Here is a 12,961-nt window from a genome sequence, read left to right on the forward strand (position 1 = left end):
AAAAAAACGGAATAACAATCGCTCTTTCCGTTTTTTTTCATTTTAAGAATGGCTTTTATGAATATCTCATGTCAAATAATCAGGCTATCGGATGATTTTCAGCAAATAGTTTCATTCTTTCATCCAGTTGCGCATACTGATGGTCTTTAATAAAAGAGGTACACGCGCGCAATCCTTCCTGATGGCTTCCTGTTGTAACCAAAGAGATAGCGCTCACTCCGTAGTACATCAGTTCTTTGGCCAGTTCGCCGCTGGTCATTCCCGGATATCCGATGGTAAAATAGAATCCGTCCGCAATCGGGTCGCCCAAGTCGTTGTCATATACCAGGTGGAAACCGTGGCGGAGGAAGATTTCTTTTAATTTTTGTGCTCTTTCACCATAGATCTTCACTTCGTTGAGGAAGTTATATTGTCCTTCGTTGGCAGCTTTCAGCATGGCAGCCATGGCGAATTGTGCGGAATGACTCGTTCCTGATGAAAGTGCATAAAGTACGCGATGAATGAAAACAGTTCCAAAAGTACCGCCGCCATATCGTTTGGTCAGTCCCGGATAGCTTCGGTGGTATAATTTATCAGAGATACAGCTCACTCCAATGCGCTGTCCGGCGTAGCTGAATGCTTTCGAACCGGAAATCAGCAATACATAATTATCTGTATAATGGGCAACTGATGGCTGGAAAGGAGGTTGGTATGGTTTACTCAAATCCTGGCGGAAGTCCATGGCGAAATAAGCCAAGTCTTCCAAAACGATCACATCATACTGTGTAGCCAATTCACCGATAATCCGCAATTCTTCCTCTTTCAGGCAAATCCAACTGGGGTTATTGGGATTCGAATAAATGATAGCTGATATATTTCCTTTTTTCAGATAGCTTTCCAGTTTCTCTTTCAGTTTGTCTCCGCGGTAGTCATATACATCAAACGTTTCGAACTTTTGTCCCATTACTACCAACTGCTGTTTCTGTACCGGGAATCCGGGATCGATGAATAAAATCGTATCTTTCTTTTCGTCGCATTGACTGCAAGTGAGGAATGAAGCGAATGTGCCTTGCATTGAGCCGGTGACAGGTACACAGCCCTCCGGATTTAAATCTACATTAATAAATGCTTTGATAAAGTTGGACGCTTCTTTTTTCAGTTCCGGCAATCCATTGATATCAGGGTATAGGCTGGCAATACCATTTTGTAACGCTTCAATTTCTGCTTTCACACCTACTGCGGAAGGAGGAAGTCCCGGAACGCCCATTTCCATTTTAATAAATTCAACTCCCGATGCAGCTTCTGCTTTCGAAGCAATAGCTTTCACTTCCCGAATGGTAGCTTTTGAAAAATCGACAATTTGAAACTCATTTATAGTTTCATCAATCAGATGTCGTTCAATTGGTGTATTTTTCATTCTATTTTCTATTTTATTAGTAGCTGCAAATGTACACGATAATTCTTAATAAACCCACTTTTTCAGAAAAAAGATACTGAAGCTATTGCAGGTTTCAAAAAAATATCTACCTTTGCATCCGCAATCGAGAGAGATGCTTTAGTGAATATTTTGGTGCGTTAGTTCAGTTGGTTAGAATACATGCCTGTCACGCATGGGGTCACGGGTTCGAGTCCCGTACGCACCGCTTCTTAAGAAAGCGAAACAAAGAAAAAGCTCTGTAATTCAATGATTACAGAGCTTTTTTATTTCACTTTTCTACTTTGTACACAGTTGGCTATCTAGCCGGAAGTCATATTCTCGAAGCTAACTTCAAGGTTTTCAAATTATAGATTAAGATTTCATCCTTATCTGTTTTGTCATACTTGTTATTATTGTTTGTATCATAATAACCTGCGACGACAAGTTTACCTGTTTGTGTATTGACAACAAAAAATGTATCTTCTGTTAATTGAGTCATTTCTTTTCCGAGCGTATCGCACTCCCCCATAAGGTATTGTACCTTCCAATTCATTTTTCCTGAATGAAAAAGTTATAGTTTTTACTTCACGCCCTTCATCATTGCTCTTTGAATGATAAAAAGTTTCCTATTGTAAATTGAATAATCATATTTTAAATGTATTATTCGAGATTTTACCACAATTACTACTACAAAAGTCAATTAAATATCACACCTTTGTACTCACTAAAAATTAGAACCATATATGAAAGAAGTAATATTTGTAATTTTAGAAGGGTTCGCCGACTGGGAAGGCGCATATATAGCTACCTGTTTGAATCAGGGAGTCAAGCCCGGAAATCCTATTAGTTATAAAGTGAAAACCCTATCAATAACCCAAGAACCTGTAAGTTCAATAGGCGGATTCAGAGTGCTGCCTGATTATGGGCTAAAAGATATGGCGGAAGATTATGCGGGGCTGGTGTTAATTGGCGGTATGAACTGGTTCTCACCTGAAGCCGAATTGATAGTTCCACTTGTAGAAAAAGCTATTAAAGAAAAGAAATTAGTTGCCGGAATATGTAATGCTTCTGTTTTTCTGGGTATGCACGGTTTCCTTAATGAGGTAAAGCATACCAGCAATACGCTCAATTATCTAAAACAGTATGCTGGGGATAAATATACAGGCGATTCGAACTATATCAATGAACAAGCTGTAAGAGACGAGAATATTGTAACTGCCAACGGAACCGGGCAACTGGAATTTTGCAAAGAAATATTATATGCATTAGAAGCTGATACTGCCGATGCGATAGAGGAAAGTTATCTATTTTATAAAAACGGATTCTGTCCGGGAGCATAAAATGAATGAAAAAATAACCATTCTTAAAAAAGGAATATTTAAGCAATCAGGAAGAGAGACAATAGCATAACGATTTAAGAAAAATAGAAAAAAGCCCGGCATCTGTCGGGAGAAAGTTCTTTATTGTTATTATTTGGAACATATATCATCTAAATAGCAGCTATTTTCCATTATTCATTCACCATTCAACATAAAATATTAAGATAACCGTTCTTTTTATTATTCCTATCCTGTCTAACAGTTATGCCAAACTAGAGAAAAACCACCCTCAAAAAGACCGGTTTCAGCTTCCTCACCGATGACAAACAAGTTCCTCGGTGAGGAAGGTAGCGACGCACACCGAGGAACACCTTGCTCCTCACCGAGGAACGAACGCCTTGCCAGCCAGAAAAGATGCATACCGTATGTAGTTTTATGCGAAACAGACCTGCATTTCCGCATATTATTGCACTATTTTATGCCGTTTATTCACTGGTTCATTGTTTTTAAAGTCGCTACTCTTTTATACAATCTTAAAAATAGCACATTGAGACTATAAAAGTTCTGTCTCTTAGCTTCTCTTATGTACTATGAGTTCTATTCTACGATAAAGCTCTCTGATTTGAAATTACTATAAAACCTACCGGAAGTTGCCGTAAATTTCAATACACAATAATCGGGATCTGTCACTCCTTCCGGGTAATACATGGTATCACCCTCCTGCCAAATCATTTCTTTGCTGGCACTGTCTGTCAATACTTCCATTGTACCCCGCAGCATCGCACCTCTAAAAAATCTTGTATCACAAAAGTAAATACACGCATGATTGTTTTCCCGGTATTGCGCCACACGCATGGATGAAGTATTCGTTGTCAGATAAATCGTTTTTATCCCTTCCCTTTTTCTTGGCTGCAACATTGCCTTGATATTAGGAAATCCCTCCCTGTCTATAGAACCGATAAAAGCTGTTTTCAACTTATCAATCATGTTCCCTACTGTTTTTTCTGCGTCTCTCATCATTTCATTTTTTATTGTTAGTTATTATCTGATGCGAAAGTAGAGAAATAGAAGAAACACGGCGTAATAAAAAGAAAGGGGAAAATAGTACTTTTTACGGTTTATGTGTTTTCCGATAAAGTAATGGAGTTTCTCCCGTATGTTGCCGGAAGCTGCGAATAAAATAGGAGACCGTTGAAAAGCAGAGTTCAAAAGCAATATCCGATATAGGGACGTTTGTATAAACGAGCAGTCTTTTAGCCTCATCCATCACTTTATTCTGAATATATTGTTTGGCGCTGAACCCCATTGTCGAGGTTACCATCTCATTCAAATAGTTTGAAGTAATGCAGAGTTTATCCGCATAATACTGAACCGAATGTTGCTCTTTAGAATGGATATTTACCAAGTTCATGAATTTACTTACATGGTTATTAGACGCTTCTCTGCTCCTGCCCTCCTCTATCGAAGTCATTTTAAGATAAGCCCGGTCCAATAACATCAGGACTTCATAAAGCAACGCTCTCAATACATGCACATCGTTTTGCTGATACGAGTCGATCTCCATCTTTATATGATGCAAAATTTGAAGTATACGGGCATAAAGTTCATCGGGCAAATGCAGTCTTGATGAAAAGCTTTCCAGTTGAAAAAACGAAAGATGCTGTACAAATAAAGAATCTTTAAAGAGGGAAGACAAGAACTCTTCCTCAAAAATCAGCGCATAACCATTGATGATATGACGCGTATCCCAGTTCCGGATTTCTCCCGGTTTAGAGAATAGAACGTCACATGGGGTTACTTCATAGGTTTGGTTATCGACAGAAAACGTCCCTTTACCTTCTGTTATAAAAGTAACATCATAATAATTCAACGTGTGAATAGCACTTTCAGCCAAGAACTTCTTCACATATTTCAGTTCTACCACATCGACCAAAAGTTCGCTTCCATACTTATTCTTATAAAAAGTATATCGAGGTATTGAGTTTTTCATTTGGAATACAAAAATAATATTCCTTACCAAATAATCCAAAGACTTTTCAAACTCAATTTTGAATAGTCAATGAACCATCTGATAAGGAATACATAGAAAAATAGATGTCCAGGTTATATTTCCTATTTAGAACTTCCAGCCATATATCCCAAACTAGTTACATCGGCACCCAGATAATGAGTAATATACTTCAAAGGTACCCTGTACAGAATATCCGGGATTTCTGCCAATAAAGAAAGATACCTCTCTCTTACCGTCAGTTTGCGAACGTTCATATTCTCTTCTTCTTTAAAATAGAACTGATATTCCATCAGTTGACGAACCAAGTTGGCAAACGAAATAGATGTTGCGCACAACTCTTCAATCTCCTCTTCGCTGATGTAATAAGCAGCACATTTCGTCAGCGCCTTTACAGCATACTGACTGGAGTTATAGCACAATACAGCATCCCCTTCAGATAAAAACCGGATGGTTCTGTCCTCCCCTTCATGGGTCGTGTATGTATGCAGAATGCCGGAAACAATAATATACAAGCTCTGCTCGGGCATTGTGGCAGATGCAATCGTTTCTCCTTTATCCAGATACACCATTTCCATACGAGCCAACAGCTCTTTCACTTCTTTCTCATCAACCTGATACTCAAAACAGAGTTTCTTCAAATAAGCTTCCATACAAAATAGATTTTAGTTAATATATGTCACTTAAAAACACCTAATTCGACATAGCAGGCATCAATGTGCCTCTCAAGTATAATTTCCTTTGGGTATATCGCAAATACCAGATACAAATCAATAATGAAACCACCGTTGAAATGGGTGGAGCAAATCCCATGATAAACAGCGACGAGCTATCCATCTGACTGAACCAGTATGACAATGGTATACGGAACAGGAAAGTAGCTATCAGACTGTGAATCATCGGGAATAACGAGTTCCCTTGTCCGCTGAAATAAGAATTGATACAGAACACGAAACTGACTATGATACAGTCGATGCTATATCCCCGCAGGTACTCTGCTGCCATTGCCACCACAGCGGCATCTTTCGTAAAAAAAGCGGTAAGAGTCTCCGGCAGGAATTGCGAATACACGCAAACCGACACACCGAAAACAAGAGCAATCCCTATTCCGGAAGCAAGACATTTATTCATTCTCTTGATAAGTCCCGCCCCGTAATTTTGTGCAGTCATGGTTGCCACAGCCGATGATATAGCCATCGGAGGCAGCATGGCAAACACTATGATTTTCTCAACAACACCTAAAGAAGCAGACGCAATGACTCCCATCTGATTCACAATGACAGTGATTATCAGAAATGAAACATTGATTAAAGCATCTTGCAAAGCAATAGGCGCTCCCAATACCATGATCTTTTTAGACAGATTCCGGTTCAAACGGATATCCTTCCGTGAGAAATCAAAGTGGAATCCATGCCGGTATAAGAACCAAAGCGCTATTCCAAAGCTGACGCCTTGCGCGGTTACAGTAGCAATAGCCGCTCCTGTAGCTCCCCAATGGAAATAGCCGACCAGTATAAAATCGAGCATTATGTTGATTACACATGCCAAGCCTACAAAATAAAGCGGTGTCTTTGAATCACCCAATCCACGCAGGATACCACATACAACGTTATACCCTATTATAAACAGAATACCAGCCGAACATACCAGAATATAGTTTTTAGTATCAGCCATCGCTTCCGCAGGCGTGTGCATCAGTTCGGTTATCTGCCCATGAAATGCCACCATGACCAAGGTCAGCAAGACTCCTACGATTGAAAATAGCCACACGGAAGAACCGATTGTAAAAGCTACTTTCCGGTCATCTTTTGCTCCGATAGCGATAGCAATCAGCACGGTTGTGCCTGTCGTAATGCCAAGAATAATACCTGTAATCGTCTGCATCACCTGACTGCCGATAGCCACAGCCGCCACACTTGCCGAATCATCATATTGCCCCACAACAAACAAGTCGGCTCCACCATAAAGCGCCTGAAGCACATTGGCAATAAGAAAAGGCACTGCAAATTGCAGCAATACCTTCGGAACACTTCCTTGTGTCAAATTTAACTCTTTCATAGTTTCTCCGCTACTTTACCTCTTATCTTAAATTGTTACAATAAAAAATAGTGCCGGACAAGCGAATGATTTACACCATTCATCTTATCCAGCACTATAATTATCTATTATAGCACCCTCCGATGAGGATTTTTATGCCTGTCCCTATTTTCGGGCTGCAAATATGGGCTTTGTTTTTATAACTACCAAATTATAACTGATTTTTATTTTTGAATGGTACAATCAGGTATCAATGTGAAGCTTTTATTGCAGCCGCTTTTCTACTCCCGGAAGCGGAAGAAAGCAGCCAATCGGTCCGGATTCAGCGTATAGCGGGCACGTTCTTTTAAAAGTGGTTCGGCGTTCATCACTGCACAAGAATGAGATACTACTGACATCATCTCCCAATCCTTCAGTGAATTTCCGACAACCAATACTTGGTCAAGGGGAAAAGCTAAAGCCTTGCATATATGAAGCACTCCTTTCCGTTTGTCAACGTCCTTATGGATAACCGTAATAAGAGGTGGTTTATAAAACACCTGATAAGGTTTCTCTTTTAAGCGAGAAAGAATATTTATTCTCTCTTCCTTATCATAAACCAGCATGCTGTACTTATAAACTTGGCCTTCATAGCTATGCGCCGTTATCTTTGCGGATTCTTCGTTTATGTCCAGTAGTAATTCAACCGGCATACACCGGCTCTGCCCGCCATATACCAGTAATCCACCGTCGGCAAACACCCCTCCTTCAAACAGGCTGAAAAGAGCCTTGCCTAACTTTCTCCGTGCCTGTTGCATAGATAAAGAAGTAGCAAGATATAAGGGAACAAATTGCGCTATGTACCGCAAAGCATGGGCATAACTTTCCGAAACCCTTCCCTGGGCATCGGTAAGTGTTCCATCCACATCAAAAAACACGGAAGTAATGAAAGGCTTATCCGGGATCCGCCAAAATGCACCTGCTCCCATTATTCGATGCAAAGGATGATTAGTCAAATTACTGAAAGCAATGTAACAGTCACAGACCTTCCGCCGACAAGGAAGCAAGGGGGCCAACATTTGATTCTGATAAAAATTTCCTATCTTCACCTGACTTCGGGGACAAGCAAAGATATCTCCTTTCCAATCAATAAAACAACTACTTCTCCCTCCCGAACAGATAGTCCATTGAGCCGAAGCGTTTTTTAAATCATATTCAAAAAGGTTATCCAGTTGCGTAAAGAAACGAATATCTTCTATGCTTAACGGAGACTTCAAACCTTGCATAGCATTAATAAACAAATAAATATCCGGCAAAAGAGCATTTCGCAAATCGCTAAGTACACTTTTTGCCATCGGATTGCCTACCGCTCCGGCACAGACCTGTATTCCTGCATTATAAAGTGTATGAAGTCGCCGGACAAAACTTTCTACTGAAGTCATTTCCGGATGAAAGCTGGCCCAAATCTTGATCTTACTTATCAATGCCGGTGTAGCCGGAAATTCGTCCAGCCATTCATCGGCCGAAAAAGAAAGATTAGTCTGACAGGAAATTCCGGCCACTTGTGGCAACGCCGCTAAATGAATGATCCCTTTCCGATAATAACGATGTATCAATGCTTCACCGTAAGGAATGATAAATAACTGCAACGGGCCTCCTTGCCATTGTTCAATAGCCGTAATAAAACGGTTCCACGCCTGTTCATCCTGCGTAGTGGCTGTCAGATGTGACTTTTTACCGAACGGACAATAAGAGCAGGTATAATTGCAGCTATTCAATTTACCGCGATAATAGATACGCTTGATGGAAAGTAAAGACCCCTCGTTTTTCATTTCCATTTCGTTCAATAAGAATAAGTTTCCATCAGCCCTCTTATTTCAGGGGTAATGAACAACTGACCAATATAATCAGAGTATCCCATTCCTTCGGAAGTAAGACAAATGCGGTCATCTGTATTTTCTATCCATTGCCGTTCTGCCAGTTGCCGAAATAATGGAATATCATCCGGTGATTCGCCAAAACGACGCTCATATTCGGCTTTATCAAGCCCCATATAATACATCAGATTTTTAATGATGAAACGTTGTCTTCGTTCTTCTTGAGAGAGAATAAATCCATTGCGAGCTACTGTAAAATCAGCAGTGCCCATATAGTCATCTATCTCTCCGGCAATGCAGTGTTGAGAAACAGTATACCGGGTGGCATAATGCAAATGGCCCAAGTAACTACGTCCACCGGAACCACACGAAAGCATCACTTCATCTCCACAGGAGATTTCCGCATCAGTAGACGGATGATGAATAAAACGCCGCATCGACTTTTGTAGAAAGCCTCTGTCTTTCAACAGATCACGGGCGGCACAATACATCCGGAAACAGACATCATCAGGTTCCCGCTCCGTGATAGCTGTTCCCTGTCGCACATATAACGGATAAATAAAGAGTTCGTTAGGCTGAAACAGAAGAGCCTGCTCCAACGAATAGAGAAAACTATCCACTGTTTGTCCTTTGATTCCGTAAATCAAGTCGATATTAAAAAAAGGAAATTCCATCTTCCGGATAGTTTCCAACGCCTGATTGATCGTGTCTTGCCGGGGACGTCTTTTCAAAGCTGTTAACTCTTCATTGAAAAAACTTTGTATACCGATACTTATACGAGCCACTCCTGCTTGTTTCAACCATGTCAAACGAGCAGGATCAGCATACTCCGGTGATGTTTCTATGGAAGTAAAAGCATGTGAGGGATGCACTCCGAACAGGGCAGCCGTCTCCAATAAGTATTCCAGTTGGGAAACAGTGAGGAGCAACGGCGTGCCTCCTCCAATGGCGAAACTGTCAAAGATCAGTCCGGTGGTGAGAGGTGACAATTGTTGTGCCTGCTTGCGAAGGGTTTCCAAATAAGTTGCGATATAATCCGCACGATTGGTTTGTAGAGAAAACAGGTTACAATATCCACATTTATGACTACAAAAAGGAATATGGAAATAGAGTGATGCCTTCTGCCCTTCCACCTGCTCCAGATAAGGAAGCAGCGAAACCGGAGATGGAAAAGGACGATAGGCAGTTTTATGTGGATAGCTATACATATAGTCTACATATCGTGGTAGCGGTTGATTCATTGTTTCGTTAAAATAAAGTGTTTGTAAGGGACTGTATAAACCGTTTCGTGAGATATGCAATGGTATTCATACCCATCTTCACCATAACAAGTGCCATGATCGGAAAGGGCAATCACCAGCGTATTGCTCCGTTTCTGAAAAGCCTGAAACAAACGAGGTAACTGACTGTCAATATATTGCAGGGCAGCCGCATGTGATTCTTTATCATCTTTCATTTTACCCTCCACATAATGACAGTTCGGATAATGGATAGCAGAAAAATTGATATACATGAAGATCCGTTTGTCGTCCGGATAATTTTCTAGTTTTTTCAATGCAAAATCAATCTGTTTTTCAGTACTATCGGGTGCTGTGCATCCAAAGGCAGGCAGCCAATAGCTTTTAGTAAAGTAACCGGGGAATACACGCCCCAGTTCATTACGCTTGCTAAAGAAGTTCACGCCACCTATACAAATCGTTTCATAGCCTGTATGGGCAAGGCTCTGCACAAAAGTCGCTTCTGTAAATGGATAACTTCCTTTAGGCGGAATACGTCCTGTACCCGCTTGCACGGGGAAAAACAACCAGTTACGGCTACGCAACGAATGAGGTTCTGCCGGAGAAGGCAGAAATCCGGCAAAGATGGCAAAATGAGACGGGTAAGTAAAATTTCCCGGAGCATGTCTTTTCTCCCATTCTCCTCCATGGCTGTTCAGTACAGGCGTTCTTCCGGCCGCTTCTTCCTCTTTGCTGACATCATACCGCAAGGTGTCAAAGCAAAGCATCAATATATCATGAGTACCCACCACCTGATTCATATCCAGCTCCGGATGACGGGTCTGTTCGCCAGCCGGCAGTTCATCTATTTGCATGGTTATATTTCTTTTTTATGTTTTTTATTTGTTGAGTATAAATAGAATTATGAGCGAACATATCCTGATAAACATGGTCTCCTTGTCCGTTGACTTCTATTATATAAGGAATATCCGTCCCTCTTTCTATCAATACATCTACTCCTGCATACTGCAAATCCAAGGATTGCACAGCTTCCTGACATTGAAAATAGATTTGTTGCCGCACCTCTTCGGATAGAGACAATTCATTCCACCAATGCGCCTTGTTGTTCAGGTGTAGATTCGTTATGCTTCCTTTGCTGCATCTCACAACGATATAATCTATTTCAGACTCCCGGCACACTACCCGAAGGTCGTAATTTTCTCCTTGCAATTGTGCTTTAGGAATCCATTCTTCGAGGATAGCTTCTGTTTGTATCACAGCTTCTGCCAATGGGATGATCTCTTTTTCCACGCTCAAACGATTGATTCGTTTGGTATTATGAATCACTCCGTCCACTTGCCGCAGCGTAGTATAGACTACCCACTTATTCCGGTTGGGCTGATAACGAATCGCCATAATGCCTCCCGCACCCGAACCATAACGGGGTTTTAAAAAGCATCCTCTACCACAATCGGCAAGAAGCTGCCGTAACTCATCGAAAGAGTGTGGAGACGGTAACATCGGAGTCACTTTCAGCCCTTTGTCCATCAGAACTTCTTTTGTTTCCTTTTTATCAAGAGCACGCAACAAAGCATCAGGAGTATTTAAAAAGCACACATCATCAGGCAGGCTCATCTCGCTCAAACGTTGCAATGTCTCCTTATATGCCTGATTCAACAGCGCATATTTCAGGAAATCAGTTTCATCACTTACACAAGGTTCCAGTTTGATAACTGCCTGCCGCAATAGCGGCAAGCAGTTAAAAAGTTCCTCATAAGTCATAAAACAAACTTCTGTCTGCAAGTGCTTACCTGCTTCAACAAAATATTCTATACGTTTGGATAAAGAGTTGCTGACAACGATTATCTGCATCTCCTATTCTGTAATCATCGGGTAATACCACAATTCACCATCATATTCATCCGCCTCTTCGGTTTCGGCAATGTCTATTTTCATAGGAAGGTTCTGCAACTGTTTCTTCATGTCCTTGCTCAAATAATTATAGCGCATATTGATAAACTTCAAGTGAGCGATTTTATCCATATTATCCAGCAACAACTGTGCACCTTCATCTTTCAGAGTACCAGCCGAAATATCCATGGTTTCAAGTTGAGGAAGAATATCCGATTCCAGGAACATTTCTACAATGCTGTCCTGTTCTTCAGAGTTAACAAGCCCCAGATAGGTCAGCTTCGGGAAACGCTCTTTGGAGAAAAGCGGACGGAAGATCTCAATATCACCTTCAAATCCGTAATCTTCCACACCAACATATAGAATCAGTTTTTCCAGATTGGGAAAGTCAGAAGCAAGAATGTCCTCTACCACTTCAGTAGGCATACCACCACTGATTATTTCCAGCGACCGCAACTCCGGACGTGAAGTTTTTCCCAAGCGCAGATTGTTTGTTCCTTTTATTTTCAGATCCTTCAATTTAGGCATACTATCGAGCAGCGGACTAAGGTCGGCTTGTTCAATCCATGAAATCTCCTGTTCTTCCTGTTCAATATCACCCCAGAACAGGCCTTCTATCTGCGCAAACTTGTCCTTATTTTCAATGAGACCTTGTAACAAAGCCGAACAGTCATCACCTTCATAATCCCAACAGCCAATCGTTATTTGCTTATATTCAGAGAGATGCTTGTCTTTCAATATCTTATCCAAAAGCTTCACATCGTTTTCATACTCATCATAGCTCAATGTATATTTCTTAGCTTCCACTTTCATTTCACGTGCCGTTTCTTCGGCAGTTTCCACATAACCTTTCTTTGTCTTCTCTGCAATCAGTTTGTTGGCAGCCTTTTCAGCTTCTTCAGTAGTTGCGTAGTTTTTCACTTGTGTTTGTCCGGCAGTCCCCAGCTTACCATAATTTACAGTAACATCTGTTCCGACTACCTCTATACTCCAGAATTTCTGCGATTTAAAATCTTGAAAAACGAATACTCTCTTCATAATACAGTTTTTAATGGTTGATATTTGCACACTCAACACAGAACGCGCATGAACAATACTTGCAAAAATAGCTATTTTATGTAATGTACAAAGAAATCTGTTTACTAATCTTTCAGGCTTATTCAAAAATAAGCCGCTTATCTATAAAACCAGTACATACAACAAAGGCTGCCTTTTGG

Annotated in this window: 12 protein-coding genes and 1 tRNA gene; 2 read left to right on the top strand and 11 right to left on the bottom strand. The window is 40.8% G+C overall.

What is annotated here, in order from left to right:
- Positions 1-79: 79 nt before the first annotated feature.
- Positions 80-1,396 (bottom strand): pyridoxal phosphate-dependent aminotransferase, encoded by a 1,317-nt coding sequence (locus KFO40_RS03260; protein WP_074557232.1) that lies wholly within the window; start codon positions 1,394-1,396, stop codon positions 80-82.
- Positions 1,397-1,548: 152 nt separating this feature from the next.
- On the opposite strand from KFO40_RS03260, the gene KFO40_RS03265 reads away from it, so the two are divergent.
- A tRNA-Asp gene (locus KFO40_RS03265) sits at positions 1,549-1,622 on the top strand.
- A gap of 105 nt (positions 1,623-1,727) precedes the next feature.
- Here KFO40_RS03265 and KFO40_RS03270 read toward each other — a convergent pair.
- Complete coding sequence (locus KFO40_RS03270; RefSeq protein WP_151920775.1) at positions 1,728-1,949, bottom strand: hypothetical protein; 222 nt, start codon at positions 1,947-1,949, stop codon at positions 1,728-1,730.
- A 190-nt stretch (positions 1,950-2,139) separates the two neighbouring features.
- Here KFO40_RS03270 and KFO40_RS03275 point away from each other — a divergent pair, with 190 nt between their 5' ends.
- Positions 2,140-2,736 carry a type 1 glutamine amidotransferase family protein gene (locus tag KFO40_RS03275; protein ID WP_004317740.1) on the top strand — a complete coding sequence of 199 codons (597 nt, stop codon included), beginning with the start codon at positions 2,140-2,142 and terminating at the stop codon, positions 2,734-2,736.
- Between the two features lie 576 nt (positions 2,737-3,312).
- On the opposite strand, the gene KFO40_RS03280 is transcribed toward KFO40_RS03275, so the two are convergent.
- The 9 genes from KFO40_RS03280 to KFO40_RS03320 all read right to left on the bottom strand — a co-directional run bounded on the left by KFO40_RS03280 (position 3,313) and on the right by KFO40_RS03320 (position 12,782).
- The gene (locus tag KFO40_RS03280; protein WP_004317738.1) at positions 3,313-3,735 is read right to left on the bottom strand and encodes a pyridoxamine 5'-phosphate oxidase family protein; all 423 of its coding nucleotides are present in this window, start codon (positions 3,733-3,735) and stop codon (positions 3,313-3,315) included.
- A gap of 91 nt (positions 3,736-3,826) precedes the next feature.
- Positions 3,827-4,705 (bottom strand): AraC family transcriptional regulator, encoded by an 879-nt coding sequence (locus tag KFO40_RS03285; RefSeq protein WP_008771206.1) that lies wholly within the window; start codon positions 4,703-4,705, stop codon positions 3,827-3,829.
- Between the two features lie 122 nt (positions 4,706-4,827).
- Positions 4,828-5,376, bottom strand: a complete 549-nt coding sequence (locus tag KFO40_RS03290) for a Crp/Fnr family transcriptional regulator (protein WP_009039845.1) — start codon at positions 5,374-5,376, stop codon at positions 4,828-4,830.
- 40 nt (positions 5,377-5,416) lie between these two features.
- Positions 5,417-6,781 (bottom strand): MATE family efflux transporter, encoded by a 1,365-nt coding sequence (locus KFO40_RS03295; RefSeq protein ID WP_211146061.1) that lies wholly within the window; start codon positions 6,779-6,781, stop codon positions 5,417-5,419.
- Positions 6,782-7,041: 260 nt separating this feature from the next.
- On the bottom strand, positions 7,042-8,571 hold the full coding sequence (locus KFO40_RS03300; RefSeq protein ID WP_211146078.1) for an STM4011 family radical SAM protein: 1,530 nt from the start codon (positions 8,569-8,571) through the stop codon (positions 7,042-7,044).
- Positions 8,572-8,582: 11 nt separating this feature from the next.
- Positions 8,583-9,857, bottom strand: a complete 1,275-nt coding sequence (locus KFO40_RS03305) for an STM4012 family radical SAM protein (protein WP_211146062.1) — start codon at positions 9,855-9,857, stop codon at positions 8,583-8,585.
- Complete coding sequence (locus KFO40_RS03310) at positions 9,854-10,708, bottom strand: STM4013/SEN3800 family hydrolase (protein WP_211146063.1); 855 nt, start codon at positions 10,706-10,708, stop codon at positions 9,854-9,856. Before KFO40_RS03310 ends, KFO40_RS03305 begins: the two co-directional genes overlap by 4 nt.
- Positions 10,695-11,705, bottom strand: a complete 1,011-nt coding sequence (locus tag KFO40_RS03315) for an STM4014 family protein (RefSeq protein WP_004317722.1) — start codon at positions 11,703-11,705, stop codon at positions 10,695-10,697. Before KFO40_RS03315 ends, KFO40_RS03310 begins: the two co-directional genes overlap by 14 nt.
- Before the next feature lie 3 nt (positions 11,706-11,708).
- On the bottom strand, positions 11,709-12,782 hold the full coding sequence (locus KFO40_RS03320; RefSeq protein ID WP_008020250.1) for an STM4015 family protein: 1,074 nt from the start codon (positions 12,780-12,782) through the stop codon (positions 11,709-11,711).
- Positions 12,783-12,961 lie beyond the last annotated feature (179 nt).

The organism is Bacteroides sp. 1001302B_160321_D4, assembly GCF_015667765.1.
Lineage (GTDB): Bacteria > Bacteroidota > Bacteroidia > Bacteroidales > Bacteroidaceae > Bacteroides > Bacteroides xylanisolvens.